The sequence below is a fragment of the Streptomyces sp. NPDC025721 genome (genome assembly GCF_055558595.1).
Map to the genome: position 1 here is coordinate 1 of NZ_JBVHMF010000037.1, position 26,970 is coordinate 26,970.

Annotated in this window: 23 protein-coding genes; 13 read left to right on the top strand and 10 right to left on the bottom strand. The window is 72.1% G+C overall.

All coding sequences use genetic code 11. The features are described 5' to 3' along the window. Positions 1-105: 105 nt before the first annotated feature. Positions 106-1,074 (top strand): SDR family NAD(P)-dependent oxidoreductase, encoded by a 969-nt coding sequence (locus ACZ4EF_RS33625; RefSeq protein WP_467507910.1) that lies wholly within the window; start codon positions 106-108, stop codon positions 1,072-1,074. A gap of 130 nt (positions 1,075-1,204) precedes the next feature. Beyond that, the gene (locus ACZ4EF_RS33630) at positions 1,205-2,863 is read left to right on the top strand and encodes an MDR family MFS transporter (RefSeq protein ID WP_391052099.1); all 1,659 of its coding nucleotides are present in this window, start codon (positions 1,205-1,207) and stop codon (positions 2,861-2,863) included. Between the two features lies 1 nt (position 2,864). On the opposite strand, the gene ACZ4EF_RS33635 is transcribed toward ACZ4EF_RS33630, so the two are convergent. From ACZ4EF_RS33635 to ACZ4EF_RS33655, 5 genes are read right to left on the bottom strand one after another with little or no spacing between them, the layout of a single operon-like run. Further along, positions 2,865-3,944, bottom strand: coding sequence for a serine hydrolase domain-containing protein (locus ACZ4EF_RS33635; protein ID WP_467507912.1), 1,080 nt, complete (start codon positions 3,942-3,944; stop codon positions 2,865-2,867). Further along, positions 3,941-4,873, bottom strand: a complete 933-nt coding sequence (locus tag ACZ4EF_RS33640; RefSeq protein WP_467507914.1) for a DUF6895 family protein — start codon at positions 4,871-4,873, stop codon at positions 3,941-3,943. The genes ACZ4EF_RS33635 and ACZ4EF_RS33640 overlap by 4 nt, the downstream gene beginning before the upstream one ends. Beyond that, positions 4,873-5,856, bottom strand: coding sequence for a DUF6895 family protein (locus tag ACZ4EF_RS33645; RefSeq protein ID WP_467507916.1), 984 nt, complete (start codon positions 5,854-5,856; stop codon positions 4,873-4,875). The genes ACZ4EF_RS33640 and ACZ4EF_RS33645 overlap by 1 nt, the downstream gene beginning before the upstream one ends. Then, positions 5,853-6,569 carry a hypothetical protein gene (locus tag ACZ4EF_RS33650; protein WP_467507918.1) on the bottom strand — a complete coding sequence of 239 codons (717 nt, stop codon included), beginning with the start codon at positions 6,567-6,569 and terminating at the stop codon, positions 5,853-5,855. Before ACZ4EF_RS33650 ends, ACZ4EF_RS33645 begins: the two co-directional genes overlap by 4 nt. A gap of 14 nt (positions 6,570-6,583) precedes the next feature. Beyond that, positions 6,584-6,772, bottom strand: a complete 189-nt coding sequence (locus tag ACZ4EF_RS33655) for a hypothetical protein (protein WP_391052108.1) — start codon at positions 6,770-6,772, stop codon at positions 6,584-6,586. A 431-nt stretch (positions 6,773-7,203) separates the two neighbouring features. Here ACZ4EF_RS33655 and ACZ4EF_RS33660 point away from each other — a divergent pair, with 431 nt between their 5' ends. From ACZ4EF_RS33660 to ACZ4EF_RS33670, 3 genes are all read left to right on the top strand, one after another. Then, a complete protein-coding gene (locus ACZ4EF_RS33660) occupies positions 7,204-9,423 on the top strand; it encodes an NADP-dependent isocitrate dehydrogenase (RefSeq protein ID WP_355347483.1) in 2,220 nt (739 codons plus the stop codon). 223 nt (positions 9,424-9,646) lie between these two features. Continuing rightward, entirely contained in the window at positions 9,647-10,714 is a 1,068-nt protein-coding gene (locus tag ACZ4EF_RS33665; protein ID WP_467507920.1) for a Dyp-type peroxidase, read from the top strand. Next, positions 10,711-11,529, top strand: coding sequence for a family 1 encapsulin nanocompartment shell protein (locus ACZ4EF_RS33670; protein WP_355347477.1), 819 nt, complete (start codon positions 10,711-10,713; stop codon positions 11,527-11,529). Before ACZ4EF_RS33665 ends, ACZ4EF_RS33670 begins: the two co-directional genes overlap by 4 nt. 1 nt (position 11,530) lies before the next feature. On the opposite strand, the gene ACZ4EF_RS33675 is transcribed toward ACZ4EF_RS33670, so the two are convergent. Beyond that, a complete protein-coding gene (locus ACZ4EF_RS33675) occupies positions 11,531-12,583 on the bottom strand; it encodes a phosphotransferase family protein (protein ID WP_467507922.1) in 1,053 nt (350 codons plus the stop codon). Positions 12,584-12,804: 221 nt separating this feature from the next. Here ACZ4EF_RS33675 and ACZ4EF_RS33680 point away from each other — a divergent pair, with 221 nt between their 5' ends. Continuing rightward, entirely contained in the window at positions 12,805-13,707 is a 903-nt protein-coding gene (locus tag ACZ4EF_RS33680; RefSeq protein ID WP_467507924.1) for a ribonuclease BN, read from the top strand. A gap of 11 nt (positions 13,708-13,718) precedes the next feature. On the opposite strand, the gene ACZ4EF_RS33685 is transcribed toward ACZ4EF_RS33680, so the two are convergent. Beyond that, positions 13,719-15,281 (bottom strand): alpha-L-arabinofuranosidase B, encoded by a 1,563-nt coding sequence (locus tag ACZ4EF_RS33685; protein ID WP_467507926.1) that lies wholly within the window; start codon positions 15,279-15,281, stop codon positions 13,719-13,721. 604 nt (positions 15,282-15,885) lie between these two features. Between ACZ4EF_RS33685 and ACZ4EF_RS33690 the strand changes: the two genes are divergently transcribed. Both ACZ4EF_RS33690 and ACZ4EF_RS33695 read left to right on the top strand, forming a co-directional pair. Further along, the gene (locus tag ACZ4EF_RS33690; RefSeq protein ID WP_467507928.1) at positions 15,886-17,043 is read left to right on the top strand and encodes a site-2 protease family protein; all 1,158 of its coding nucleotides are present in this window, start codon (positions 15,886-15,888) and stop codon (positions 17,041-17,043) included. A 60-nt stretch (positions 17,044-17,103) separates the two neighbouring features. After that, positions 17,104-17,625 (top strand): hypothetical protein, encoded by a 522-nt coding sequence (locus ACZ4EF_RS33695; RefSeq protein ID WP_467507930.1) that lies wholly within the window; start codon positions 17,104-17,106, stop codon positions 17,623-17,625. Positions 17,626-17,782: 157 nt separating this feature from the next. On the opposite strand, the gene ACZ4EF_RS33700 is transcribed toward ACZ4EF_RS33695, so the two are convergent. Next, a complete protein-coding gene (locus ACZ4EF_RS33700; RefSeq protein WP_355347459.1) occupies positions 17,783-18,406 on the bottom strand; it encodes a hypothetical protein in 624 nt (207 codons plus the stop codon). A 481-nt stretch (positions 18,407-18,887) separates the two neighbouring features. On the opposite strand from ACZ4EF_RS33700, the gene ACZ4EF_RS33705 reads away from it, so the two are divergent. Both ACZ4EF_RS33705 and ACZ4EF_RS33710 read left to right on the top strand, forming a co-directional pair. After that, positions 18,888-19,442 carry an Rv1733c family protein gene (locus tag ACZ4EF_RS33705; protein ID WP_467507932.1) on the top strand — a complete coding sequence of 185 codons (555 nt, stop codon included), beginning with the start codon at positions 18,888-18,890 and terminating at the stop codon, positions 19,440-19,442. An 81-nt stretch (positions 19,443-19,523) separates the two neighbouring features. Continuing rightward, positions 19,524-20,684, top strand: a complete 1,161-nt coding sequence (locus ACZ4EF_RS33710; RefSeq protein ID WP_401314493.1) for a cation:proton antiporter — start codon at positions 19,524-19,526, stop codon at positions 20,682-20,684. A gap of 79 nt (positions 20,685-20,763) precedes the next feature. Here the strand turns inward: ACZ4EF_RS33710 and ACZ4EF_RS33715 are convergent, their stop codons facing one another. Both ACZ4EF_RS33715 and ACZ4EF_RS33720 read right to left on the bottom strand, forming a co-directional pair. Further along, complete coding sequence (locus ACZ4EF_RS33715) at positions 20,764-23,148, bottom strand: phosphoketolase family protein (RefSeq protein ID WP_391164240.1); 2,385 nt, start codon at positions 23,146-23,148, stop codon at positions 20,764-20,766. 279 nt (positions 23,149-23,427) lie between these two features. Next, positions 23,428-24,555, bottom strand: a complete 1,128-nt coding sequence (locus ACZ4EF_RS33720; protein ID WP_467507935.1) for a universal stress protein — start codon at positions 24,553-24,555, stop codon at positions 23,428-23,430. A gap of 325 nt (positions 24,556-24,880) precedes the next feature. Between ACZ4EF_RS33720 and ACZ4EF_RS33725 the strand changes: the two genes are divergently transcribed. The 3 genes from ACZ4EF_RS33725 to ACZ4EF_RS33735 all read left to right on the top strand — a co-directional run bounded on the left by ACZ4EF_RS33725 (position 24,881) and on the right by ACZ4EF_RS33735 (position 26,924). Continuing rightward, complete coding sequence (locus ACZ4EF_RS33725; protein ID WP_467507937.1) at positions 24,881-25,573, top strand: CBS domain-containing protein; 693 nt, start codon at positions 24,881-24,883, stop codon at positions 25,571-25,573. Beyond that, complete coding sequence (locus tag ACZ4EF_RS33730; RefSeq protein WP_355347441.1) at positions 25,573-26,004, top strand: cyclic nucleotide-binding domain-containing protein; 432 nt, start codon at positions 25,573-25,575, stop codon at positions 26,002-26,004. Before ACZ4EF_RS33725 ends, ACZ4EF_RS33730 begins: the two co-directional genes overlap by 1 nt. Positions 26,005-26,213: 209 nt before the next feature. Next, positions 26,214-26,924, top strand: coding sequence for a response regulator (locus ACZ4EF_RS33735; protein WP_467507939.1), 711 nt, complete (start codon positions 26,214-26,216; stop codon positions 26,922-26,924). Positions 26,925-26,970 lie beyond the last annotated feature (46 nt).

Consider the following 26,970-nt stretch of genomic DNA (forward strand, 5'->3'; position numbering starts at 1 on the left):
TCCTCCACACCTACAACCACCACCGCACCCACACCGCACTCGGCGGCCAGCCACCCATCACCCGCGTCAACAACCCTCCAGGTCACTACACCTAGCGTGTGAGACATGACAACGACTCAGCACGCGATCGGCTCGGGATTCGGCGCACAGACCACCGCGCGGGAGGTGCTGGAGGGGATCGACCTGACCGGCAGGCTCGCCCTCGTCACCGGCGGCTACTCCGGCATCGGCCTGGAGACCACCCGCGCGCTGGCCGCGGCGGGCGCCCACGTCGTCGTACCGGCCAGGCGGCCCGCGACCGCCAAGGACGCGCTCGACGGTGTCGACGGCGTGGAGGTCGACGAGCTCGACCTGGCCGACCTCGACAGCGTCCGCGGTTTCGCCGAGCGCTTCCTGGCCACCGGGCGCGGCATCGACATCGTCATCAACAGCGCCGCCGTCATGGCCTGCCCCGAGACGCGGGTAGGACCCGGCTGGGAGGCGCAGTTCGCCACCAACCACCTCGGGCACTACGCGCTGGTGAACCGGCTGTGGCCGGCGATCGAGGACGGCGGCGCGCGCGTCGTCGCGGTCTCCTCGGCCGGTCACCACTACTCCGCCATCCGCTGGGACGACCCGCAGTTCGCGCGCGGCGGCTACGAGAAGTGGCAGGCGTACGGCCAGGCCAAGACGGCCAACGTGCTGTTCGCGGTGCACCTCGACCAGCTCGCCGCGCGGCGCGGGGTGCGGGCCTTCGCGCTGCACCCCGGCGGCATCCTCACCCCGCTCCAGCGCCACCTGCCCCAGTCGGAGCTGATCGAGCGCGGCCTGATCGACGAGAACGGCGAACCGCTGGAGTCCGCCGGGCTCAAGAGCACCGAGCAGGGCGCCGCCACCCAGGTCTGGGCCGCCACCTCGCCCATGCTCGACGGCAAGGGCGGCGTCTACCTGGCGGACTGCGAGATCGCCGAGCCCGCGCCCGCGGACGGCACCAGGATCGGTGTGAAGGACTACGCGATCGACCCGGACCAGGCCGCCCGGCTGTGGACGCTGTCCGCCGAACTGACCGGCGTGGACGCCGTCACGCCCCGGTAGGCCGCCCGCTCACGCCCCGCCCGCACCCGCGACCCCGCACTCCCCAGCAGCCGGTAGGGGGTCGCGGCACCGGGCGGCGTAATGTTGCCCAAGGCAAACAGAGCAGCATTACGGGAGAGGAAGCAGCACCATGAGTGCTCAGGCAGACGCCGCGCCGGCCGGCACCGCGGCGCCCCCGACGGAGTACACACACCGGCAGATCATGGTCATCCTCTCGGGGCTGCTGCTCGGCATGTTCCTGGCGGCACTGGACCAGACGGTGGTCTCCACGGCCATCTACAAGATCGGTGAGAGCCTCAACGGCCTGACCGCCCAGGCGTGGGTGACCACCGCCTTCCTGATCACCTCGACGATCAGCACACCGCTGTACGGCAAGCTCTCCGACCAGTACGGGCGCAAGCCGTTCTTTCTCTTCGCCATCGCGATATTCATCGTCGGCTCGGCGCTGTGCATGCTGTCGACGTCGATGTACATGCTCGCGGGCTTCCGCGCCCTCCAGGGCATCGGCGCGGGCGGGCTGTTCTCGCTCGCGCTCGCCATCGTCGGCGACATCATCCCGCCGCGCCAACGAGCCAAGTACCAGGGCTACTTCATGGCCGTGTTCGGCACGTCCAGCGTGCTCGGACCGGTCATCGGCGGCGCGCTGGCCGGGCAGGACTCGCTGCTCGGCATCGACGGCTGGCGCTGGATCTTCCTGATCAACGTCCCCATCGGCATCCTCGCCCTGTTCGTGGTCGCCAGGGTCCTGCACGTGCGCCAGGAACGACGGCCGCACCGGATCGACTACCTCGGGGCGACCGCGCTGATCGTCGCCCTCGTACCGCTGCTGATCGTGGCCGAACAGGGCCGCGAGTGGGGCTGGGGCGCCGCGTCCTCGCTGTCCTGCTACATCATCGGCGCGGTCGGCATCGTCGCCTTCCTGCTGGCCGAGCGCCGGGCGGGCGAGGAGGCGCTGCTGCCGCTGCGGCTCTTCCGCAACGGCGTCTTCGCGGTCGGCTCCGCGCAGTCCGCGATCATCGGCATCGGCATGTTCGGCGGCATCACGCTGCTGCCGCTCTACCTCCAGCTCGTCAAGGGCAACTCGCCGACCAAGGCCGGTCTGCTCACCCTGCCGCTGGTGCTCGGCATCATGATCTTCTCGATGGTGTCCGGCCAGATCACCTCGCGCACCGGCCGCTACAAGATCTTCCCCATCATCGGCTGCGCCCTGCTGGTGGGCGGCATGCTGATGCTGTGGCAGATGTCGGCCGACAGCAGCCTGTTCTACGTGGACGTGTCGATGTTCGTCGTCGGCGCCGGGCTCGGCCTGAACATGCAGACGATCGTGCTCGCCATGCAGAACGCGGTGCCGCCGCGCGACATCGGTGTCGCCACCTCCTCGACGACCTTCTTCCGTCAGATGGGCGGCACGCTCGGCGTCGCCGTCTTCCTGTCGATCGTCTACTCCGTCGTGGGCGGCAAGATCGGCTCCGCCTTCGCCGCCGCCAAGGGAGGAGAAGCGTTCCAGCAGGCCGCCGCCGCGCACCCGGACCAGCTCAAGACGCTCACCTCGGCGTCCTCGGGCAGCACGGGCACGCTCAACGACACGTCGTTCCTCAGCCATGTCGACCCGGCGCTCGCCCACCCCTTCAAGACCGGCTTCACCGACGCGATCAACGTCGCCTTCCTCGTCGGCGCGGGCGTCCTGGTGATCGCCTTCGTGCTGTCGCTGCTCATCAAGGAGGTCCCGCTGCGCACCACGGCGGGGGACTTCTCGCAGGAGGAGAAGGTGGAGGCGGCGACCTCCTGAGTCAGGGCGTGTCCCTCGGCTCGCCGCACAGCCGGTACAGCAGCGCGTAGGCCGTCTTGACGATGCGGCAGCCGCGGTCGTGCCGGGTGGCGCATCCGGCCACCGCCGTACCGGTCGCCGGGTGGAAGCCGAGGAACGTCTGCTGCCCGAAGGTGGCCCCCGCGTGGAAGAGCAGGGGGCCACCCGGCGCCGGATGGCGGTACCAGGTCAGCGTGTGCGTGTTCCGGTGACCGAGCCCCCGGCGCAGTTGCGGGACTTGGACGTCGCGCAGCGCCGCCTCCAACGCCGTGCCGCCGGGCCGCAGGTGCGCCTCGGCGTAGCGGAGCAGGTCGGTCGGTGTGGACCGGACCCCGCCCGCCGCCGTGAAGGCCGCCATGTCGGTCGGCGGCAGCGGCGTACGCCCGTCGGTCCGGTAGCCGACCGCCGCGAGGACACCGCCCGGCCCCGTCGTGGTGCCGGGCAGCCCCAGGGGCGCCAGCACCCGCCCCGCCAGCAGCGTGCCGTAGTCCGTTCCCGTGGCGTGTTCCATCGCGGGTCCGAGCAGCGCGATGCCGAGGTTGGAGTAGTGCCAGCGGCTGCCGGGGGCGTGGCGGGTACGGGTGTCCGCGAAGGCCCGCAGCAGCCGTCCGGTGTCGTAGCGGGCGTAGCTGTTGGTGTACGGCCGCAGCACCGCGCCCGCCACCAGGTCACGCGGCACGCGCGGCAGCCCCGAGGTGTGGGTCGCCAGGTGCCGCAGCGTGATCCGCCGCGCGTACGGGTGGGGGAGCGGCAGGTCCGGCAGGTGCGCGGCGAGCGGGTCGTCGAGACCGAGTACGCCGTCGCGGGCGAGTGCCGCCAGCAGCAGCACGGTGAACGTCTTGGAGAGCGAGCCGAGTTCGTACCGCGCCTCCTCGCGCGCCGCCCGCGGCGGCGCGCTGCCGCCGCCCACCAGCGTCCGCCGTCCCGCGCGGGAGACGGCCAGCACGACATCGGGCGCCCTGACCTCGGTGACCGCCCGCTCCAGCAGGTCGCGGACCGGCGCGCCGTCGGCCGTACGGTCCTCGGCCTCGTCCGGCGCGAGGTCCACCGCTGTGGCGCTCACGCGACCGCGTCCGCGTCCGCCGACAGCGCGCGGGAGGTGGCCATCGCGGAGGCGAAGGCGGCGACCAGCGTCGGGTGGTGCACCTGGTCGAAGACCTCGGCCGCGTTCCCGTCCGGCATCCCGTTGCGCACCGGCATCGCACCGCTGTCGGACTGCGCGGCGGCGTACCGCTCCCACACCTCGCCGTCGAGCGCCGGGCGCGGCAGACAGGCGTCCACGACCAGCAGTTCGCCGAGCAGGTCCCAGTGGGCGAGGTCGGCCCAGTCCTCGGTCCAGGCCGGGAGATACCGCGTCAGATAGTCGACGATCGCGGGCGGGATGCGGTCCGGCGCCTCGCCCCAGTTGGTGAGGTGGAAGACGGTGTGCGTGAGGTCGTACGCGATGTGGAACTGCACCGTCCAGGGCTCCGGCGTCTGGCCCAGCCAGGTGCGCTCCACGGCCAGGTCGAAGTCACCGCTGGGCACCAGGCCCAGCTTGCGCTCGGCGTTGAGCAGGCCCAGGCGCCGGTTGGGCACCATCTCCAGGGCCCGCCAGGACGCCGTGCGGCGCGAGAGGGCGACCGCGTCCTCCACACCGGGGTGCCGGTGGCCCAGTTCGTAGAAGGTCGCGTAGATCTCCAGCGGCACGGGGGAGAGCGGTTCGTCGCGCTGGAGCGCCGCCAGTACGTTGCCGCCGTCCAGCAACTCGCGCCAGGCGAAGTCCAGCAGCCGCAGCGACCGGTCGCGCTGCCGTGACCCGGCCACGCCCTCGCGCGAGAGCACCCGCATGTTGATCGCCAACTCGCCGATGGGCTTGAGGCGTTCGATGACCGCGCCGCTGGTGGCGTGGTCGTCGTCGGTGAGCCGGAAGTGCTCCCGGTTCGCGTCGAGCCAGGCCAGCGCGCGCTCGCCCACCTGGTGCAGGAGCGCGGGGGATGCGGCCGTCGTCATCACGATGCTGCCTCGCTTTCCAGGACCGGGCGCCGTACGCCCGCGGTCGGGCCCGCCGGCCGCGTCGGGCCGATCCGGGCCAGGGTGGCCGCGAAGGCGGTCACCAACGTGGAGTGGTAGCAGGCGGTGAACGCCTCGGCGGCGGCCGTGCCCGGCGGCGGCGCGGCGCCGATCTCGGGCACCGCGCCGTCCGCGCCCTGCGCCCCGGCCAGCAGCCGCCAGGCCGCCGCGTCCGGGACGGGCGCGGGCAGGCAGGCCGCCACGGCGAGCAGTTCGCCGACCAGATCCCACAGCTCCTCCTCCAGCCAGCTCTCCAGCCAGGACGGGATCCACAGCCGCAGATACTCGGCGCGGTCGGCGGGCATCCGGTGCGGGGCGCGGCCCCAGTCGGTGAGGTGGAAGACGTCGTGCGTCACGCCGTAGGCCGCCTTGCGGTCCAGCGTCCACGGCTCGACCGCCCGGCCGAGTCCCGTCATGGCCAGCACCGCGTCGAAGTCGGCGTGGTGGCGCAGCCCGATCCGCCGCTCGGCGTTGAGCACGCCGAGGGTACGGGTGTGGTCCTCGCGCGCCACCCGCCAGCCGCGCAGCCCGGTCATGGTGCGCACCAGTTCCTCGACGCCCGGATGGCTCAGCCCGGTCTGCGCGAAGACCCCGTACAGCTCGACCGGGTAGGTCGCGCGCGGCTCGCCGCGGATCAGGTCGCCGAACAGCTCACCGTCGCCCGTCTCACGCCAGGCGAAGCGGAAGAGGCCGTCCGCGAGGTCGCGGACGGCGGGCAGCGGGTGGTGCGTACGGATGAGGTGGCTGAGTTCGGCCAGCTCGCCGAGGGGTTTGAGCGTGGTGTTGGGATCGGCGTCGGTCGTCACGTCCGGGGGCAGCCGGAAGCACGGGCGCATGCCGTCCAGCCAGGTGAGCGCCGAGACGGCCATGCGGTCCAGCGGCTCCGGGCCGACGCCCGCCGCGGGGACCCGGCCGCCGGTCACGAACCGCGCCCGTGGAAACGCGCCGCCGCGGTGATGTGCAGCGCCACGCGGGGGTCGTCGCCGCTCATCTGACGGACGAACACCAGGCCGCTGTCCAGACCGAGCGAGTCCGGAACGTCCGGCAGGCCCGCCAGCCAGCGGCCGAGCCCGGCCGCCTGGAGCCAGTCCCGACGGCGGACCGCGCGGACGAAGCCGCGGGCCAGGTCGTCGGTGCGCTCCGCCAGGCACCCGGCCAGCGGGGTGTCGAGCCCCGGCAGTGACAGCGAGGCCAACTGCGAGGCCCGGTGGGCCAGTCGCGGCCACGCGTCGGTGGCGGCCCACTGCGTCGCGGCGGGCGGCTCCGGCGGCCGGCCGTCGGCGTCCGCGGGCAGGAAGGCGCGCGCCGCCGCCGCGAGCCCCCGGTAGCTCCACACCGACACCTCGGAGGCGTCGGCCCCCGGCGGATAGGCGGCGAGCGCGGCGCGGACGAGGGCCTGATCGGCCGTGCCCGCCGCGCCGCCCGTGTCATGGGCGGGGCCGCGGTCCAGCGCGTACGGCGCCAGTACGTCGGCGCCCAGTACCCGGATCGCGGCCGATGCCACCGCTTCGCCCTGCGGGAGTACGCGCGACAGCGCATAGGAGCCGCCCCCGCCCCGAAGGGCGAGGGCGACTGCCTGTGCGACGTCGGCGACCACAGCGCTCAGCGGGGATGTCCCCTGCGCCTGCTCTGCCAACGTGACCCCTCAGTTCAGGACGCGTCCGTCTTCGTCGGACGGGGGGTCGGGGGCGAGATCAGCAGAAGTCCTACGAGGAGCAGACCGCCGCCGCACTCGCGCGTGTCGCGGTAGATGCCCTCGGGTTCCGCGGAGTCCAGCAGTCCTTCGACCTCAGCGGCGAGGACCGCCGACTCGACCGGGGCTGTGAGATCCGAGTTCATGGAATCATCTCCTTGTTCGGCTGGATCTCCTTCAGCATGGCCGAGGTTCCAAAGTGCCGCAAACGGAACAAATCGCCCAAGTGGCGACCCGTATCGCGGCCGTGCGACACCGGCGCGTACGGCCCGGTCCGCGCCCCGGACACCGCGGCTCTTTCCTCGCCCGCGCGGCATCCGTCGTGGCCCGACGCTCCCGTACGACCGCGCGGGGAAGGGGAGTTCACGGCCATGAATATTGTCTGACAAGTGAGGTCGGGTGCCCGACGCTGCCCGACGCGGGACCTCTGACCTGCGCCGGGACGCGGTCATGCGGCGCGCGTACGGCGGTATCCGGGCCGTCCGCGCGGGGCGCGGAGGTGGGGGCGGGTAGGACACGGGTCGGTCACGGGATATCTTGATGTCGAGCAATGTTGCAGACCTGGACGGAGTGACCGGTGGCTGACTCGACCATCATCTACACGCATACCGACGAGGCTCCGGCCCTGGCGACGTACTCGCTGCTGCCGGTGATCGAGGCGTACGCCTCCACCGCCGGTGTCACCGTCGAGACCCGCGACATCTCGCTGTCGGGGCGGATCATCGCCGTCTTCCCCGAGTACCTGCGCGAGGACCAGCGGATCGACGACGCGCTCGCCGAGCTGGGTGAACTGGCCAAGACGCCCGCCGCGAACATCATCAAGCTGCCGAACGTCTCGGCGTCGATCCCGCAGCTCAAGGCCGCCATCGCCGAGCTGCGCGAGCAGGGCTACGCGCTGCCCGACTACCCGGACGACCCGAAGTCCGACCAGGACAAGGACGTCCGCGCCCGCTACGACAAGGTCAAGGGCAGCGCCGTCAACCCGGTGCTGCGCGAGGGCAACTCCGACCGCCGCGCCCCCGCCTCGGTGAAGAACTACGCCAAGGCGCACCCGCACCGGATGGGCGCCTGGACGCCGGAGTCCAAGACGAACGTCGCGCACATGGACGGCGACGACTTCCGTTCGACCGAGAAGTCCGCGGTCGTCTCCGAGGCCGGATCGCTCCGCATCGAGCTGGCCGGGGACGACGGCAGCACCACCGTGCTGCGCGAGTCCGTACCCGTACTGGCCGGTGAGGTCGTGGACGCCGCCGTCCTGCGGGTCGCGGCGCTGCGTGAATTCCTCACCGCCCAGATCGCCCGCGCCAAGGCCGAGGGCGTGCTGTTCTCGGTGCACCTCAAGGCCACCATGATGAAGGTCTCCGACCCGATCATCTTCGGCCACGTCGTACGCGCCTTCTTCCCCAAGACCTTCGCCGAGCACGGCGCGACGCTCGCCGCGGCCGGTCTCACCCCGAACGACGGCCTCGGCGGCATTCTCAAGGGTCTGGAGTCGCTGCCCGAGGGCGCCGCGATCAAGGCGTCCTTCGACGCCGAACTCGCCGAGGGCCCCGAGCTGGCCATGGTCGACTCCGACCGCGGCATCACCAACCTGCACGTGCCCAGCGACGTCATCGTGGACGCGTCCATGCCCGCCATGATCCGCACCTCGGGTCACATGTGGGGGCCTGACGGCCAGGAGGCCGACACCCTCGCGGTCATCCCGGACCGCAGCTACGCGGGCATCTACCAGGTCACCATCGACGACTGCCGCGCGCACGGCGCCTTCGACCCGGCCACCATGGGCTCGGTGCCCAACGTCGGCCTGATGGCCCAGGCCGCCGAGGAGTACGGCAGCCACGACAAGACCTTCGAGATCCCCGTCACCGGTACGGTGCGCGTGGTCGACGGAGCCGGCCGGGCCGTGCTGGAGCAGGCCGTCAGCGCGGGCGACATCTTCCGCATGTGCCAGACCAAGGACGTGCCGATCCAGGACTGGGTCAAGCTCGCCGTCACCCGCGCCCGCGCCACCGGCACCCCCGCGGTGTTCTGGCTGGACGAGGACCGCGCGCACGACGCCAACCTGATCGCCAAGGTCGAGCGGTACCTGCCCGAGCACGACACCGACGGCCTCGACATCCGGATCCTGCCGCCGGTCGACGCCATCGCCTTCTCGCTGGAGCGGATCCGCCGCGGCGAGGACACCATTTCCGTGACCGGCAACGTGCTGCGCGACTACCTCACCGACCTCTTCCCGATCCTCGAACTCGGCACGAGCGCCAAGATGCTCTCGGTCGTCCCGCTGATCAACGGCGGCGGACTGTTCGAGACCGGCGCCGGCGGCTCCGCGCCCAAGCACGTGCAGCAGCTCGTCAAGGAGAACTACCTGCGCTGGGACAGCCTCGGTGAGTTCCTCGCCCTCGCGGTGAGCTTCGAGCACCTCGCGCAGAGCACGGACAACCCGCGCGCCCAGATCCTCGCGGACACCCTCGACCGGGCGACCGGCACCTTCCTCAACGAGGACAAGTCGCCCAGCCGCCGCCTCGGCGGCATCGACAACCGCGGCAGCCACTTCTACCTGGCCCTCTACTGGGCCCAGGAGCTGGCCGCGCAGACCGACGACATCAAGCTCGCGGAGGCGTTCGGCGCGCTCGCCACGACGCTGGCCGAGCAGGAGCAGGCCATCGTCGGCGAGCTGATCGCGGTCCAGGGCTCGCCGGTCGACCTCGGCGGCTACTACCGGCCCGACGCGGCCAAGGCCGCGGCCGTCATGCGGCCGTCGCAGACGCTGAACCAGGCGCTGTCGACCCTGGGCTGACGCCGCGGCCACCGGGCTGACCTGTACGGATCGACCCCGGCGGACATCACCGCATCGCACATCCCCGCGCCCCGACCGGCATGTCCGGCCGGGGCGCGGGCACGAGTCCCGGTGCTTTGCGATAGTTGAGATGTCCCGCTTGTACGCGGACCCCTTCCGATCCACGGGGTCCCTGTCCGATCCGAGCCTGGTGAGGAACGCATTGACGACACAGGAGAGCGGCGTGCCCGCGGCACCGTCCCCGGCGGCGGAACCGCAGGCGGTGCTGAGCCCGCTGACCACCGCGGCGACCTTCCTGGTGGTGACCGTCGACCCCGGCGGCGAGGCCGTGGTGCGCGACCTGCTGGCCGACCTCGCGGGCTTGCAGCGGTCGATCGGCTTCGGCAGCCCCGAGGGCAGGCTGAGCTGTGTCGCGGGCATCGGCTCCGAGGCGTGGGACCGGCTCTTCGCCGGACCGCGCCCCGCCGGGCTGCACCCCTTCGAGGAACTGCGCGGCGCCCGGCACCGGGCCGTCTCCACCCCCGGCGACCTGCTCTTCCACATCAGGGCCACCCGGATGGACCTGTGCTTCTCGCTCGCCACCGAGATCATGAACCGGCTGCGCGGGTCGGTCACCCTCCGCGACGAGACCCAGGGCTTCGTCTACCGCGACGCCCGCGACCTGCTCGGCTTCGTCGACGGCAGCGAGAATCCGGTCGGCCCGGCCGCCCACCGGGCCGTGCTCATCGGTGACGAGGACCCCGACTTCGCGGGCGGCAGCTACGTCATCGTGCAGAAGTATCTGCACGACCTCGACGCCTGGAACGCGCTGCCCGTCGAGGAGCAGGAAAGGATCATCGGCCGCCGCAAGCTGAGCAATGTGGAGCTGGACGAGGACGCCTCGCACGTCGCGCTCAACACCATCACCGAGGCCGACGGCACCGAGCGCAAGATCCTGCGCGACAACATGCCCTTCGGCAGTCCGGGCAGGGGCGAATTCGGCACCTACTTCATCGGTTACGCGCGCACCCCCGACGTCACCGAGCAGATGCTGCGGAACATGTTCCTCGGCCAGCCGCCCGCCACCCACGACCGCATCCTGGACTTCTCCACGGCGGTCACCGGGACCCTGTTCCACGCCCCGGCCGCCGGTTTCCTGGACGACCTCCCCGACCCGCCCGCCCGCGCGTCCGCGCCGGGCACCGCGACCCCGGCCGCACCCGCCCCCGTCACGGTCCCCGTCGAATCCGCCCCCGCCGTACCCGACGACTCGCTGGGTATCGGCGACCTGAAGAGGAGCACCACGCCGTGAACAACCTGCATCGTGAACTGGCCCCCATCTCCGCCGCCGCCTGGGCCGATCTGGAGGACGAGGCGCGACGCACGTTCAAGCGCAACGTGGCGGGGCGCCGGATCGTGGACGTACCGGAGCCGGCCGGATCCGAGCTGTCCGCCGTCGCCACCGGGCACCTCGACGCCATCGAGTCGCCCGCCGACGGCGTCGCCGCGCACGTACGGCGCTCGCAGCCGGTGGTCGAACTGCGGCTGCCCTTCAGCGTCGACCGCCGCCAGGTGGACGACGTCGAGCGCGGCGCGAAGGACGCGGACTGGCAGCCCGTCAAGGACGCCGCCCGGCAGCTCGCCTTCGCCGAGGACCGGGTGATCTTCGAGGGCTACCCGGCCGCCGGTATCGACGGCATCCGCGCCGCCTCCTCCAACCAGGCGATCACCCTGCCCGACGACGTACGCGACTACCCGAACGCCGTCAGTCAGGCGATCACCGCGCTGCGCCTCGCGGGCGTCGACGGCACCTACCACCTGGCGCTCAGCGCCGACGCGTACACCGCGGTCAACGAGACCTCGGACCACGGCTACCCGATCCACCAGCACCTGGCCCGGCTGCTGGACGGCGACATCATCTGGGCGCCCGCCATCGACGGCGCCTTCCTGATCGCCGGCCGCGGCGGCGACTTCGAACTGCGCCTCGGCCAGGACCTGTCCATCGGCTACCTGTCCCACGACGACACCAGCGTGCGGCTCTACTTCCAGGAGACCCTGACCTTCCTCGTCCACACCGCGGAAGCCGCCGTCTCCCTGAAGTCCGCCCCGCGCGCCATCGCGGTCTGAGTCAGGGCGACCGGGTCCGGTCGGGTTCCAGGAACGCCAACGACTCCCGGAGGTTGTGCTCGACGACGCCCAGCATGAAGTCGCGGTCGGGGAAGTCGCCGTCGAGCAGGCGCAGCGGCCCGGCGACGAGCGACAGCCGCATGGCGAGCGCGTAAAACCGCAGCCGCCGCCCGTCCAATTCCGCCCCGCCCCGGTCCGGACCTCGGCCGGGCGCCGGGCGGCCGGGCAGCAGCCGGGCGTAGTGGTCGCCGAAGCGGATGCGCAGGAAGGCGTGCTCCCACTCGACGTCGAAGTACATCAGCCCCTCGACGTCGATCAGGACCGGCCTGCCTCGGGCGTCCACGAGTACGTGGTCGGGACCGAGTTCGCCGTGCACGACGGCGAACCGCTCGCGCGCGGGCACCGCGGCGTACGCCGTCCGCACGACGTCCTCCAGCCGGTCGCGGACGACGGCGATACGGGTGTCGCGCCGGGCGGCCTCGTACAGGTCGTCGAGGGCGCGGTCCAGGACGGCCCCCTCGCACGAACCGCCTTTCGACACACCGCCGTTGTCGACCAGTGCGACCTTGCCGAAGCCCGGAGCGGTGTGGTCCGCCATCAGGCCGAGCGCTTCGGCGAGGCGGTCCATGACCGGGGCCGCGCTCCGGGGGTCGGCGCGCAGCATCTCCTCAAGGGTCGGGCCCCGCACGTCCTCGACCACCGCGATGTCGGCGGGGTAGTGCGCCTTGCTGGTATCGGTCAGACGGATCCGCGGTGAGCGGACGCCGAGGTCGTGAAGGCGCCCGTGCGCGGCTTCGAAGAGGTCGATGCCGGAGGCGTGCGAGAACGGGTCGGTGTGGTCAGCGTCCGTGCCGTCGCTCGGCCAGTAGTTCTCGGTGTCGTCCCAGATGTAGACGATGACCGTCGAGTCGTCGTCGAGCGTCAGCCGGTAGACGCCCTTCTTGCTGCCGCCGCGCAGTCGGTCGACCCGTGCGATGCGGCGGCCGGGTCCGAGGGCGGCCCGTGCCACCCCTTCCAGCCGCTCGCGGTCCGGAAATCCGCGTTCCGTGTGCATGCCCCACCCCTCGTGATCGACCGTGCAGTCTCCCACGGGCGGCGGTGACGATGCGTATTCCCTTGTCCCCGTGCTCCCGTGCCGCGTCGCGGAGACCTCGCCCATCCCGGATAGCCGGCCGTGCGCGGGGGCATACGCCGAACACAGGAGCGACGAGGACGGCGTACGGGGAACGGTGACAACGACCGCACGGGGCTGAACTCCGGCTGAGGAGGGGGACGATGGTGGATCTGCGCCGGGTCTGGGAAGGCTCGGCGGCCGGACGCGTGTGGCGCAAGGGCGCCGAACTGGAGCTGCTGCAACGCTCGATGGGCTTCGCCGCGCTCGGCCTGGTCACGTTGATGCCGCTGCTGATCGTGGTCGCCGCGGCGGCGCCCTTCCAACGCACCGGCTTCGCCCAGTGGGTGGTCGACGGCATGGGCCTGCCCCCGCACCCCGCCGAGTCCGTGCAGCGCCTGTTCGCCACACCACGGCGGGTGTTGAGCACCACCAGCGCGCTCAGCCTGGCCTCGCTCGCGATCTTCGGACTGTCCTTCGCGGCCAGCGTCGAGACCGGCTACCGCAAGGTCTGGGAGCTGCCCGCCAGCCCCTGGCACAGCGTGTGGCGGCGCGCGGTGTGGCTCGCGGGCCTGACGGCGTATCTCTTCGCCGAGGCCCAGAGCGGCGCCTTCCTCAGCCACGGCTGGCGGCAGGCCGTCGTCCGCATCACCCTCACCCTCGTCTTCGGCGTCCTCTTCTTCTGGTGGGGCCAGCGCTTCCTCCTCGGCGGCCTCATCACCTGGCGCGCGGCCCTGCCCGGCGCCGTCCTCACCATGGCGGGCCTCGTCGGCCTGCGGGGCTTCTCCTGGCTGGTCTTCTCGCCGCTCATCGTCACCAACGCCGTCACCTACGGCTCGGTCGGCACCGTCTTGATGGTGCAGTGCTGGCTGATCGGCGTCGGCTTCGTCTTCTTCGGCGGCCCCCTCATCGGCTGCGAGATCCAGCAGACCCGCGCCCGCCGGGCGGCCGGCCCCCAGCAGACGGGGACGGAGGCGGAGACAGCGACGGAAGCGGAGACGGAGACGGAAGGAGAGGCGGTGGCGGACGGGGAGGGCCGCGTCGCCGGGTGGCGGCGCGGCCCGTAACGTCGGACGGCTCAGCCCCAGGGCTGGGAGACGACCCAGCTCGTGTCGTCGCTCCAGGACGTGGCGCTGTCCCAGGCGTTGGAGCCGCCGTTGCCGCCGATGTAGACGGTGTTGTTGTAGTGGCGGATGTCCTTGTCGGTGTAGTTGACGGACTGGAAGGTGTTGCCCTGGCCGTTGTTGCCCGGCTGCGGGCAGAAGGTGGCGTCCTGGGCGTAGAGGGAACCGCCGTCATTGGCATTGAGCTTGAGCTGGAAGTTGGAGTGGCGCAGGTACTGCCCCGAGGTGTTGGCGGACTCGAAGGAGACGCAGGCGCTGTTGGCCAGACCCGCCCGTACGATCCAGGTCGCGTCGGCCTTGTCGGTCGCCGAACTGGACGCGGACACCGGGGAGATGACCACATTGGCGTCGCTGTCGTCGTGCCGGATGTAGTCGGTGGTGCAGCACGCGGTCGTGGCCCGCAGCGAGATCCGCGAGCCGGGGGTCAGCGAACCGGAGCCCGACGACTGGGTCGTGTACCCGACGGACGCGATGTTGGTCTGCACCGCGTTCTCGGTGGCGTCGGAGGGGTAGCCGGACGTCATCACGCCCTCGTAGAACGTACCGGCGGAGCCCTTGCTGTTGTCGCCGCCGATGCCGAGGATGATCGCGCCCTCCTTGTGCATCGGGTTGTAGCCCGAGACGTTGGGGCGGACGCCGCTGTAGTACGTCGACAGGCCGCCCGACTGCGCGTTGCCGCCGCGGATCGCCCACTGGTTCGGGCCGCCCTTGACCATGGCGGTCAGGTAGCGGAAATTCACCGTCGGGTCGTTGGCGTTGTAGTGCTGGTTCACGCCGGAGAACAGGCCGTTCTCCAGGTCGGCCATGACCCAGGGGCCGTTGCCCGCGCCGTAGCCCCAGACCTTGATGTTCCCGAAGTAGATGGCCTCCATGTGGCCGTTGCCGGTGTCGTTGTTGCTGGTCTCGGCGTTGCCGTAGTCGAAGCAGCAGCCGCCGTTGTAGTGCGTGCCGTCGAGGATCGCGTACATCCCCTCCGGCTGGTCGCCGGTCGCGATCCCGCTGGTGTGGTCGTTGCGGTAGCCGGTGCCGGGCGCCACGTAGACGCCGTACGCCTTGTGGCCGCCCACCGTGGTCGGCGCCGCGGTCGCGTTCGCCAGATTGTCGGGTCCGCCCGCGGCCCCGCCGCCGGGCGCCTGGGTGAGGTTGTTGCCGCGTCCCGACTGGTCGTAGATGACCGTGATCACGCAGGTCGTCCCGGAGCAGAACGAGTCCTGTGCGGCGGCGTTGGCGTATCCGCCCGTGCTCAGCACGCCGATGTTCTGTGTGGCGTTGTCGGAGGCGCGCCTGACCTTGTAGAGCGAGCCGCTGTACGTGGAGTACAGCGCCCGTGTGGTGCTGTGGGCGGCCACGCAGGGGGTGCCGCCCGCGCTGTACGCGTCGCAGGGGAGCGAACCCGCCGCGTGGGAGGTGCCCGTGCCGCCGATCAGGAGACCCGCGACGAGGGTCGCCGCGGCGGCGAGGCAGAGCGCCCATTTCCTGAAGCGGCCCGCTAAGGGATTCGTTGCGGTCAGGGACATGAATGTCCTCCTCGATGTGAGTGGGGGGACCGCCGCCCGGCAGCGGGCGGCGGCGCATCGCACCTGGCCGCACGGCGGATCCGTGACGGTTGCGGTGAGCTTGAATTGTGATCGCTAACAATGCGACATGGTCCAGTGCTGCGGCAACGCGAAGGCGGCACGCGGCGGGTGTCGCACGCCGAGGCGCGCCGACCGTGCGTGAACGGTCCTGGCCCGTGCCGTCCCTGGCGGCGGCGGGATACCGGAGGGCCGTTCGCCCGCCGACGCGCTCCCGGCTTCCGGGCCCGTCCGTGGCGGCTCGGCCTGGACGCAGAGCGCGAGAGCGCGTCACGCGGGGGTCTGACCCTCTATCGCTTGGCCGTTATTGTTAGCGCTCACTGTGGCGGCGTCAAGGCGTTGGGCAGAAGAAATCCCGCCCTGGGCGCCCCGGCCTCCGTTCGTCGGGCGCCTCGGGGGACGGGGGCGGCGGCGCATGGGAGACGTCAAGATCCCGCCCCGGAGTCGGCCGGGCCGCACGGTCCGGGGCGCGGGGGAGGACCATGGAGGGGAGGGCGGCTTTTGTCGCGATTTGCGCGATGCGCGGTGAGCGGGGGCTGGAGGTGCGATGAACGGATCGGTGCGGTTGGGCCGGATCGCCGGTGTGCCGCTGCGGATGCACTGGAGCGCGCCCCTGCTGATCGTCTTCGTCGGCGTCGCCCTGGGCGGCGGCGTCCTGTCCGCCTGGGCGCCGGGCCACTCCGCGGCCGCCTACCGCACCGGGGCGCTGATCGGCGCACTGGCGCTCGCCGTGAGCCTGGTCGCGCACGAGGCGGCCCACGCCCTGGCGGCGCGCCGCGCGAAGATCGAGGTCAAGGACGTGACGGTCTTCGCGCTCGGCGGCGTCACGCGGATGGGGTCGGCGACCACGCCCCGCGACGAGGGCTGGGTGGCGGCGATCGGGCCGTTGACCAACCTGGTGCTCGGCGGGCTGTTCCTGGCCGCCGCCGTGGCGGTCGACGACACGCTGCACTGGGCCGTGGCCGCGGCCGTACTCGCCTGGGTCGCGTGGGCCAACGGACTCCTCGGCGTCTTCAACCTGCTGCCCGCCGCCCCGCTCGACGGCGGCCGGGTCCTGCAAGCGGTGATCTGGCGGATCCGCGGCGACCGCGAGCGCGCGGCCAGGATCTCCGGGCGCTGCGGCCAGGTGTTCGGCGTCGCGCTGCTCGCCGGCGGCTGGCTCGAAGTCCTCATGGGCCAGGCCGCGGGGCTGTGGCTGGTCCTGCTCGGCGCCTTCATCTCCTTCACCGCCTACGCGGAGGTCCGCCGCTCGGTGCTGTACGAGACCCTGCGCGGCGTCCGTGTCACCCAGGCGATGCACCCGGCCGTCGCGGGCCAGGACTGGCACACCGTGGACGAATTCCTGGCCACCTCGGCCTCCGGCGTCGGCGTCCGTACGGTGATTCCGCTGACCGACCTCGACGGCAGGCCCAGCGGCGTCGTCACCGCGTCCGCGCTCCTGTCCGTCCCGGCGGTGCGCAGGCGGGACACCCGGGTACGGGACGTCGCATTGCCGTTGGACCGCTGCCTGCTGGTCGACCCCGACGACCGGGTCACCGACGTCTTCGACCGTCTCGCCACCACCTCGGGCAGCCCCGTTCTCGTCCTGCACGACAACCGCGTCGTCGGCGTGGTCACCGCCGAGGACATCGCCGGGCTGACCCGGCGCCACCCGCACCCGCCGGCCCGGCCCCCTGCCGCCCACGGAGCGGGCCACACCACCTGACCGAAGGCCGCACCCACGCGGCGGCACGGGGGAGAAGCGACGGAAAGAAGGACTTCTGCCATGGATCCTGAACGCATCGAGCGCATGGTGACCGCCCTGCGCGCACGAGGCGTCATGGCCCACCGAGCCGACGCGGGCGTCTACGAATTCGGCATCGGCGTGGCGCTGGGGGACGGCAGCGAGGCCCAGTGGAACCTCGGCGGAGCCGCCGGGCTGGACGCGGTGGTGACGCGCGACGGCGTCCTCATCGGCTTCCTCCCGCACGTCCTCGGCGGCGCCGCCTTCACCGACGACCAGATCGTCGACGCCATCGCCACCGCCCGCTACCCGGAGGAGGGCCTCTACCCGGCCCAGGACGCCCGCCCGCGGCCCGACGCGCCCTCGCCGCCCGGCCCGCCCGCGACCTCCCGGCCGTCCACCGCGGACCGCCGACCCTCCACCGCGCCCGCGAATCCCCAGCCACCCCCCGCGGACCCTCGGCCGTCCCCCGCGAAGAACGTGCCGACCGCACGGCACCGCACGCTCCTGGCCAGGCTCCGCCGCCTGCGGCGCCTACAGCGGCTCCGCCGGGCCTCGCGCTGACGACGGCCGCTGACCGGCCGCTGACCGGCCACTGACCGACCGCTCACGAACGCTGTCGCCCGCTGACGGCGCCCACGACGGACATCGAGGGCGCGCACGCGTGCGACGGGGCACCGCCGTGGTGGCGGTGCCCCGTCAGGCGCGGGTGGTGCGGGGCTCACACGAGCCAACGGTGGCGGGCGACGAGAGGGACGCGGGCCCAGGCCCGGCCGAGCCCCCACGTGGTGCCCGCCGCGGCGAAGGCGAAGAGGATCATCGCGAGGGCGTAGATGAGGTGGTAGTCCACGAACGGGTTGGAGGACATGCTCGGCGCGCCGGTGGACAGGTGCTGCGCGGGCGGCCATTCGGCGGCCCACATCATGGCCATCAAGACGGTGCCCGCGGCGGCGGTCAGACGCAGGGCGACGCCGCTCATGAGGGCGACGCCGATGCCGAGCAGGCCGAGCATGAACAGCCAGTCGGTCCAGCCCTTGCCCGCGATGTCGTGGAAGAACGACTCCAGCGGACCGGCGGAGACACCCGACAGGAACCCCTTGGTGGGCGACCCGCCGTCGATCCAGCCCTTGCCGGAGCCGGTCGCGTAGTGCCACCCGAAGGTCTTGTCGAGGAAGGCCCACAGGAAGACGAAACCGGTCGCGATCCGTACGGTGGCGAGCGACTTGGCGACGAGCGCGGAGTCGGTGCCGACGGCCGTCGCGTCGCCGCCGCGGTCGGCGGACGCCTTGTTCCGAGCGGGGAGGCGGAACCCTGCGTGCTGCCGGGTGTGGTCGTGGACTGCCATGACGGCTCCCAGTTCAATGGGGGTTGACGTTCGGTCAGACACCACTGTGCCGCGCGGTGTTGGCCGCACGCTGGGGGCTCACGGCCCGACCCGCAGGGCCGAACGGCTCTGCCCGGCGGCCCGGTTGGGCCGAGAGCCCCGAGGCGTCACGTGCCGAGGCGTCGAGGCTTCGAGGCGGCAGGCGTCCCACGGCGGGCCCGGCGGCCACCGTCCGCCGCTGATGCCTTCCGGCGCCCCGACGGACCTCACCCGTTCGGCCATCGCGCGACCACTCACCGTGTGCTCATGACCGCTCCGTTTCGGTGACGGGTGGCCGAAGCTCTCATGCGGTCCGGCCGCGGAGCCCGGCGGCGTCCCACGCGGTCCGGTCCACCCACCCGACAGGGCCGTTCGGCCCTCCGCAGACGGCGCGGGAGGCGGGAGCGTGGAGACACGGGGTCAGTCGGCCCCCGTCGTGTCGCTCGACGAGGAGGGACCGACCATGGAACGCGGAATCTGGCTGTGGCGTCTGCGGAAGAATCCGCTGCGCCGACGTTCGTACGCCGTGGAGGCGTGGGCCTTCCTCGCGGCGGCCCTGGCCGCGCTGGTGGTCGCGGTGCTGGTCGGAGTCTCGACCGCGCACGGTCTCCAGCGCGAGTACGCGCAGCAGCGTCTCGACCGGCACAGCACCAGCGCGGTCCTGACCCAGAAGGCCCCGGGCGGCTACCGGCTGTCCCGGGTGGACGTACCGGCGCAGTGGAAGGCGCCCGACGGCACCGTGCTCACCGGCATCGTCACGGCCAGTCCCGGCACCTCCCGCGGCGCCGTCGTTCCGGTGTGGACCAACAGCCAGGGTATCGAGGTCGCGCAGCCGCTGTCCCCCTCCTCCGGGGAATTCCAGGCCGATGTGATCGGCGCGGGAGCGGCCTTCGCCATCTGCGTCGGCGTCCTGATCGGCTGCGGGATCACCACCAAACTCCTCGACCACCGCCGGTGTGCCCGCTGGGACGCCGAGTGGACGGACGCCGACTCGCGCTGGGGCCACCACAGCGTGTGACCGACGGTGCTGGCCCGGCCACGGTCCCGCCAGTACGGTGAGTGACCCGCCGGTCCTTCCGTCTGCCAGGAGACCCCGCCTGTGAGCTTCGCGACGCTGGCCGTCCTGTCCCTGGCCGCCCTGCTGGGCCCGTTGCTGGCCCTGCCGAAACAGTGGCACCTGCCCGTCGTCCTGGGCGAGCTGGCCGCCGGTGTCCTGCTCGGACCCACCGTGATCGGCTACCTGCACGCCGACGATCCGACGTTCGCCTTCCTCGCGGACATCGGCTTCGCCCTGATCATGTTCGTCGCCGGCGCACGGGTACCGGTGCGTGACCCGCAGTTGCGCGCGGGACTGGGCAGCGGGGCCGGGCGCGCCCTGGCCGTCGGCGTCCTGGCGGCGGTCCCCGCATTCCTCCTGGCGCGGGGCTTCGACACCGGGCACACCGCTCTCTATACGGTGCTGATGGCGTCGTCGTCCGCCGCGCTGATCCTGCCGATCGTCGACTCGCTGTCGCTCGGCGGCCCGCAGATCCTGCGCATGCTGCCCCAGGTCGCGGTCGCCGACACGGCCTGCATCGTCGCCCTGCCCCTGGTGATCGACCCGCGCCACGCCGCCCGCGCGGCGCTCGGCGCGTGCGCGGTCATCGCCTGCGCGGCGGCGCTGTTCCTGGTCCTGCGCCGGTTCGAGCGCGACGGCCTGCGGCGCAGAATGCACCGGCTCTCCGAGGAGCGGCGCTTCGCCCTGGAACTGCGGATCAGCCTGGTCATCCTGTTCGCACTGGCCGCGCTCGCCGTGCGGACCCACGTCTCGATCATGCTGGCGGGCTTCTCCTTCGGCCTGGTCGTCTCCGCGATCGGCGAACCCCGCCGCCTGGCGAAACAGCTCTTCGCCCTGACCGAGGGCTTCCTCGGCCCGCTGTTCTTCCTGTGGCTGGGGGCGTCCCTCGATCTGCGCGCCCTGGCCGGTCACCCCTCCTTCGCGGTGCTCGGCGCGGCGCTCGGGCTGGGCGCGGTCGCGGTGCACGCCGCGCTGCGGGTCACCGGCCAGCCCTTCGCCGTGGGCGTCCTCGCCTCCGCCCAGCTCGGCGTCCCGGTGGCCGCCGCGACCCTGGGCACCCAACTGCGCCTGCTCGAACCCGGTGAGGCCGCGGCCCTCATGCTCGGCGCCCTGGTGACCATCGCCGCCGCCACCCTCGCGACCTCCCTCACCGGCCCGAGCACCCCGAAGGACCACGGCCTCGCGGCACCGGCCGCCCCTTGACCGCGAGCCCCGCGCAGCGACGGCGGGCCTCCCGGAATTCGGAAGGCCCGCCGTTCCCACCTCTAATCGTTCCCGGCCCTCAGCCGGTCCAGGACCAGTCGGCGACCTCGGGGAGGTCGACGCCGTGTTCGCGGATCCAGGCGTGGTGGCGCAGCCGGGTGTCCTCCATCTTCTGACGGACGGGCGCCGCCGCCACCGCGAGGCCGGGGACGCGGTCGATGACGTCCATGACCAGCCGGTAGCGGTCGAGGTCGTTGCGGACCACCATGTCGAACGGCGTGGTGGTGGTGCCGTTCTCCTTGTAGCCGCGCACATGCATATGGGCGTGGCCGGTGCGGCGGTAGGTGAGCCGGTGGATGAGCCACGGGTAGCCGTGGTACGCGAAGATCACCGGCTTGTCGGGGGTGAACAGCGCGTCGTACTCGGCGTCGGGCATGCCGTGCGGGTGTTCGTCCTTGGGCAGCAGCCGCGCCAGATCGACCACGTTGACGACCCGTACCGACAGGTCGGGAAGGTGCTCGCGCAGCAGGGACACGGCGGCGATGGTCTCCTGCGTGGGGACGTCACCGGCGCAGGCCAGGACCACATCGGGTTCCGCGCCGTCCTCGGAGCTCGCCCATTCCCAGATGCCGGCGCCGCGTGCGCAGTGCGCGCGGGCGGCCTCCAGATCGAGCCAGTCGAAGCAGGGCTGCTTCCCGGCGACCACGACGTTCACGTAGTCCTTGGAACGCAGCACGTGATCGGCTACGGAGAGCAGGGTGTTGGCGTCCGGCGGCAGGTAGACCCGCACGACCTCGGGGGACTTGTTGAGGACGTGGTCCACGAAGCCGGGGTCCTGGTGCGAGAAGCCGTTGTGGTCCTGCCGCCAGACATGCGACGTCAGCAGGTAGTTGAGCGACGCGATGGGCCGCCGCCACGGCAGCGGCCGTGAGGTGCGCAGCCACTTGATGTGCTGGTTGGCCATCGAGTCGACGATGTGCACGAACGCCTCGTAGCACGAGAACAGGCCGTGACGGCCCGTCAGGAGATAGCCCTCCAGCCACCCTTGGCAGGTGTGCTCGGACAGGATCTCCATCACCCGGCCGCCGCGCTCCAGGTGCTCGTCGGTGTCGAGTACCTCGGCCTCCCACGCCTTCCCGCTCACGTCGTAGACGGCTTCGAGCCGGTTGGAGGCGGTCTCGTCCGGGCCGACCAGCCGGAAGTCCCGGTGCTCCGCGGTGTCGGCCATGATCTGCTTCAGCAGCCCGCCGAGCACCCGCGTGGGCTCGTGCAGATTCACCCCCGGCTTGTCGACCGCCACCGCGAAGTCCTCCAGCGGCGGCACCGGCAGGTCGCGCCGGAGCAGACCGCCGTTGGCGTGCGGGTTCAGACCCAGCCGCCGCTCGCCGTCCGGCGTGCAGCTCAGCACCTGGGCGCTCGGGCGGCCGTCCCGGTCGAAGAGCTCCTCGGGGCGGTACGAGCGCAGCCACTGCTCCAACTGGCGCAGGTGCTCCGGGTTGTCACGGACCCCGGCCAGCGGCACCTGGTGCGCCCGCCAGGTGCCCTCCACCGGCAGCCCGTCGACCTCGGCGGGTCCCGTCCAGCCCTTCGGCGTACGGAGCACGATCATCGGCCACCGGGCCCGCTCGCCGTCGTCGCCCGCACGCGCCGCGTCCTGGATGGCGGCGATACGGTCCAGCGCGGTGTCCATGGCCGCGGCCATCGCCCGGTGCACGTCGTGCGGGTCGTCGCCCGTCACGTGGATCGGGTCGTGGCCGTAGCCGCGCAGCAGTTCGTCCAGCTCGTGCTCGGGGAGCCGGGCCAGCACCGCCGGGTTGGCGATCTTGTAGCCGTTGAGGTGCAGGATCGGCAGGACGGCGCCGTCGTGCACCGGGTCGAGGAATTTGTTGGAGTGCCAGGAAGTGGCCAGCGGACCGGTCTCCGCCTCGCCGTCGCCCACGACACACGCCACCAGCAGGTCCGGGTTGTCGAAGGCCGCGCCGTACGCGTGGGACAGCGAATATCCCAGCTCGCCGCCCTCGTGGATCGAGCCCGGCGTCTCGGGCGCGACGTGGCTGGGGATGCCGCCGGGGAAGGAGAACTGCCGGAACAGCCGGGCCATGCCGTCCGCGTCCCGCCCGATGTCGGGATAGGTCGCGGAGTAACTGCCGTCGAGCCAGGAGTTGGCCACCACCGCGGGGCCGCCGTGTCCGGGGCCCCACACGCAGAGCGCGTCCAGCCCGCGGGTCCTGATCACCCGGTTGAGGTGGGTGTGCACGAGGTTGAGGCCGGGGGAGGTCCCCCAGTGGCCGAGCAGCCGCGGCTTGATGTGCTCGGGGCGTAGCGGCTCCTCGAGCAGGGGATTGGCGAGCAGGTAGATCTGGCCGACGGACAGGTAGTTGGCCGCCTTCCAGTGGGCGACCAGGGCGGCCAGTTCGGTGTCGTCAAGAGCGCTGCCCGGCTGGGCCGGGGGTGCCTGAGACATGTCTTCCTCCGCGGAGTCGAAGTCGTCGTCCCAGACTCGGAGGTCTCGCCCGCGGTCCGACAGAGCCGACCGGGCAGCGATCGGGGGCCGTTCGGGCCAGCGCCCCCGGGTCGGGACACGGCGTTCCTCGCGCGAGTCTGCCACGAGGTGCCGGTCGGCCGGGGTAACCGCCCCAGGCGTGTGGCGCGATCCGGACGGAGACGCCTTCCGCATCGCTCGCGGAGCAACCGCCCCGGCGCGTGGGGCCGACGCCCCGTCGGGCGGAGCGCCGCGCGTGACTCAGCCGTCCTGCCTGGCCTGGTGGCCGCGGAGCAGCCGGCCGTGGGCGGCACGGGAATGGGTGACGACGCATACGTCGATGTCGTCGCCCGAGCCCTCGACGATGATCTCGCCGACACCCCGGCTGAACAGCCTCTGGAGGCGGGTGCGCCGGGTCGCGCCGATCAGGATCTGGCTGGCGCTCACCCGCCGGGCGAAGTCGAGGACGGCGCGGGCCGGGTCGCCGCTGGTGAGCGTGTGGTACGTGCCGCCGAGCTCTTCCACCAGCGCGCGCTGTTCGGTCGGCAGGTGAGCGCGAGGGGACGTCGACGCGTCGTCGGGCTCGACGTGGACGGCGAGGAATTCGCCTCCCGCGCCGCGGGACGCGGTGCGCTTGGCGCGCCGGATGAGGGTGTCGCCCTCCGCGCCGCCGGAGAGGGCGACCAGCACCCGCTCGCGCGCGGACCAGGGCTGCTGGATGCCGTGGCCCTCGCGGTAGCGCTGAAGAGCCTCCTCCACCCGGTCGGCTGCCCACAGCAGGGCGATCTCGCGCAGGGCGGTGAGGTTTCCGGCGCGGAAGTAGTTGACCAGTGCCAGCTCGGCCCGCTCCGGCGGATAGATGTCGCCGTCGGCCATCCGCTGCCTCAGCGCCTCGGCGGACATGTCCACGAGCTCGATCTGGTCCGCGCCGCGGACCACGTCGTCCGGAACGGTCTCGCGCTGTCTGGCCCCGGTGATGTGCTCCACCACGTCGTTGAGCGATTCGAGATGCTGGATGTTGACGGTGGAGATCACGTTGATGCCCGCGTCGAGCAATTCGTGGACGTCCTGCCAGCGCTTCTTGTTCCGTGCACCGGGGATGTTGGTGTGGGCCATCTCGTCGACCAGCGCGAGTTGCGGGCGGCGGGCGAGGACGGCGTCGAGGTCCATCTCCGTGAAGGCGCAGTCGCGGTATCCGACGGTCCGGCGCGGCACCTGCTCCAGGCCCTCCGCCATCCGGTGGGTCAGCGGCCTGCCGTAGTCCTCCACGAAGGCGATGACCACGTCGGTGCCCTGGTCGGCACGCAGGTGGCCCTCGCCGAGCATCGCGTACGTCTTGCCCACCCCTGGGGCCGCCCCGAGATACACCCGCAGGCTTCCGCACGCCATGGCCGTTCCCTTCTCGCCGCCGAGGCCGAACCGGCCCGCACCTCGACCGGACGCCCCGATATCTCACCGTTTTACCCTTTATCTCTCCATTCTCCTGGTTATACATATAAAAGGAGGTTTCGCCGCGGGCTCCGTGCCGGTACCTGGCCGACGTGGAGCGGAACCGGACGGCGGCGCGAGTCGGCCCACCGGCCCCGGCGCCGGGACCTCGCGAGGGCCGGTCGGCCGGGGCGGCCACCCCTTGTGGCCCTGGAACACGGAGTGCGCGCGCCGCACCGTGAAGGGAGAGGGGCGGCAGGCGAGCGCGTCCGCGGAGGAGTGGGTCATGAAGCAGCGTGAGGTCGGGATCGTGATGACGAGTGACGTCGTCAGCGTCCGCCCCGCGACACCGTTCAAGGACATCGCCGGGCTGCTCGGGAAGCACCGGGTGAGCGGTGTGCCGGTGGTGGACGACGACGAGAAGGTGATCGGGGTGATCTCCGCGACCGACCTGTTGTTCCGCCAGGCGGAGCAGGCGTGGAACGTCCCCGCGCGGCGCATGTCCTTGAACCGTGCCGCGTACCGGAAGGCGGCCAAGGCCCGCGCCCGCACCGCGGGTGAGCTGATGTCGGCCCCGGCCGTCACCGTCCAGGCGTACGAGTCGGTCGTCGGCGCCGCGCGCACCATGCTGGAGCACGGGGTGGAGCGGCTGCCCGTCCTCGACGAGGAGAGCCGCCTGGTCGGCATCGTGACCCGGCGCGACCTGCTGCGGGTCTTCCTCCGCCCGGACGACGAGATCCGCGCCGAGGTGATCGACGAGGTCTTCGTCAAGACCTTCTGGGCGCCGTCGGACGCGGTGGGGGTCACGGTCACCGGCGGCGTGGTCACCCTGGAGGGCCGGCTGGAGCGGGCGGACCAGGTGCCGGTGGCCGGCTGGATGACCGGACGGATCGACGGGGTCGTCGGCGTCGTCAACAGACTCACCTCACGCTTCGGCGACTCCCTCGCCGAAGCGACGCGACCGGAAGGGGCACGGTGATGAGAACCGCTACCACTGGCCTGTTCAGCTCGCTCCCGTCCCCCGGACGGCAGCGGCTGGAGAGCCTTGCCCGAGAGGTGTCGTTCCCCGCGGGCACCCGGATCTACGAGGAGGGCGAGCGGGCCGACCGGTTCTGGGTCGTGCGCACCGGCGCCGTCACCCTCGACCTCCGGCGGCCCGGGCGCCCGGCCCCCGAGGTGGAGATGCTGGGCCCCGGAGACCTGCTCGGCTGGTCCTGGCTGTTCCCGCCGTACGTCTGGCAGATGGGCGCCCAGGCCCAAAGCCCCGTGCGGGCACAGGAGTTCGACGCCACCGTGGTACGGGCGCTGGCCGAAGCGGATCCGGTGTTCGGACGAGCCCTGGCGATGAAGGTCGGCGAGGTCGTCGCCCACCGGTTGCAGAGCACCCGGGCCAGACTGCTCGAGCGGTGAGCAGCCCGTGAGCCGCGGAGAACGCGGAAGCGAAGGAGGCTGAGCGGCTTCCCGGCCGTGGGCCCGCGATGGGCGACAACTGCGCTCCAGACCCTGCCCCGACGTCCGATACCGGCCAAGGGACCGTTCGGCCCTAGCAACGGGTCCGTACGACCGTTCATGATCGGAGGACCGGGCGCGGCACACGACAGGGCGAAGGATCGGCGCACATGACCGAAGTACGGCAGTTCTCACCGCAGGCGCCGATCAGGGTCTTCCTGCTGGACGACCACGAGGTCGTCCGGCGCGGCGTCCACGACCTGCTCGGCTCGGAACCCGACATCGAGGTGGTCGGCGAGGCCGCGACCGCCGCACAGGCCGAGGCCCGCGGACCGGCCCTGCGGCCGGACGTCGCCGTCCTGGACGTCCGGCTGCCCGACGGCGACGGCATCACCGTCTGCCGCGAGCTGCGGTCGCGGATGCCCGGTCTCGCCTGCCTGATGCTGACGTCCTTCGATGACGACGACGCGCTGCTCGACGCGATCATGGCGGGCGCAGCGGGCTATGTGCTCAAGCAGATCAAGGGCTCCGACCTGGTCGCCGCCGTGCGGACCGTCGCCTCGGGGCAGTCGATGCTCGACCCGGCCACCACCTCCCGGCTGATGAGCAATCTGCGCGGCGGCGGCCCGACAGCGACGGCGGAACCCGAGGTCGAGGCGCTCGCCTCGCTGTCACCGCGCGAGCGCGAGATCCTCCAACTCGTCGGTGAGGGACTCACCAACGGCCAGATCGGCAAGCGCCTGTACCTGTCGGAGAAGACGGTCAAGAACAACGTCTCGCGGCTGCTGGCCAAGCTCGGCGTGGAGCGCCGCATCCAGGCGGCCGTCATGGCCACGCACGACACCGCCCAGCACTCCGGGCCGGAGCACGGCCGCCGCTGAACACGGGGCCGACCGGCCCTCCGGCCGGGCACCAAACGGCCCCTCC

Excerpts from the sequence above, each read along its gene's own strand:
- ACZ4EF_RS33625 (WP_467507910.1), top strand. The coding sequence starts at position 106 with ATGACAACGACTCAGCACGCGATCGGCTCGGGATTCGGCGCACAGACC.
- ACZ4EF_RS33630 (WP_391052099.1), top strand. The coding sequence starts at position 1,205 with ATGAGTGCTCAGGCAGACGCCGCGCCGGCCGGCACCGCGGCGCCCCCG.
- ACZ4EF_RS33640 (WP_467507914.1), bottom strand. The coding sequence starts at position 4,873 with ATGACGACGGCCGCATCCCCCGCGCTCCTGCACCAGGTGGGCGAGCGC.
- ACZ4EF_RS33655 (WP_391052108.1), bottom strand. The coding sequence starts at position 6,772 with ATGAACTCGGATCTCACAGCCCCGGTCGAGTCGGCGGTCCTCGCCGCT.
- ACZ4EF_RS33675 (WP_467507922.1), bottom strand. The coding sequence starts at position 12,583 with ATGCACACGGAACGCGGATTTCCGGACCGCGAGCGGCTGGAAGGGGTG.
- ACZ4EF_RS33680 (WP_467507924.1), top strand. The coding sequence starts at position 12,805 with ATGGTGGATCTGCGCCGGGTCTGGGAAGGCTCGGCGGCCGGACGCGTG.
- ACZ4EF_RS33685 (WP_467507926.1), bottom strand. The coding sequence starts at position 15,281 with ATGTCCCTGACCGCAACGAATCCCTTAGCGGGCCGCTTCAGGAAATGG.
- ACZ4EF_RS33690 (WP_467507928.1), top strand. The coding sequence starts at position 15,886 with ATGAACGGATCGGTGCGGTTGGGCCGGATCGCCGGTGTGCCGCTGCGG.
- ACZ4EF_RS33695 (WP_467507930.1), top strand. The coding sequence starts at position 17,104 with ATGGATCCTGAACGCATCGAGCGCATGGTGACCGCCCTGCGCGCACGA.
- ACZ4EF_RS33700 (WP_355347459.1), bottom strand. The coding sequence starts at position 18,406 with ATGGCAGTCCACGACCACACCCGGCAGCACGCAGGGTTCCGCCTCCCC.
- ACZ4EF_RS33705 (WP_467507932.1), top strand. The coding sequence starts at position 18,888 with ATGGAACGCGGAATCTGGCTGTGGCGTCTGCGGAAGAATCCGCTGCGC.
- ACZ4EF_RS33715 (WP_391164240.1), bottom strand. The coding sequence starts at position 23,148 with ATGTCTCAGGCACCCCCGGCCCAGCCGGGCAGCGCTCTTGACGACACC.
- ACZ4EF_RS33720 (WP_467507935.1), bottom strand. The coding sequence starts at position 24,555 with ATGGCGTGCGGAAGCCTGCGGGTGTATCTCGGGGCGGCCCCAGGGGTG.
- ACZ4EF_RS33725 (WP_467507937.1), top strand. The coding sequence starts at position 24,881 with ATGAAGCAGCGTGAGGTCGGGATCGTGATGACGAGTGACGTCGTCAGC.
- ACZ4EF_RS33730 (WP_355347441.1), top strand. The coding sequence starts at position 25,573 with ATGAGAACCGCTACCACTGGCCTGTTCAGCTCGCTCCCGTCCCCCGGA.
- ACZ4EF_RS33735 (WP_467507939.1), top strand. The coding sequence starts at position 26,214 with ATGACCGAAGTACGGCAGTTCTCACCGCAGGCGCCGATCAGGGTCTTC.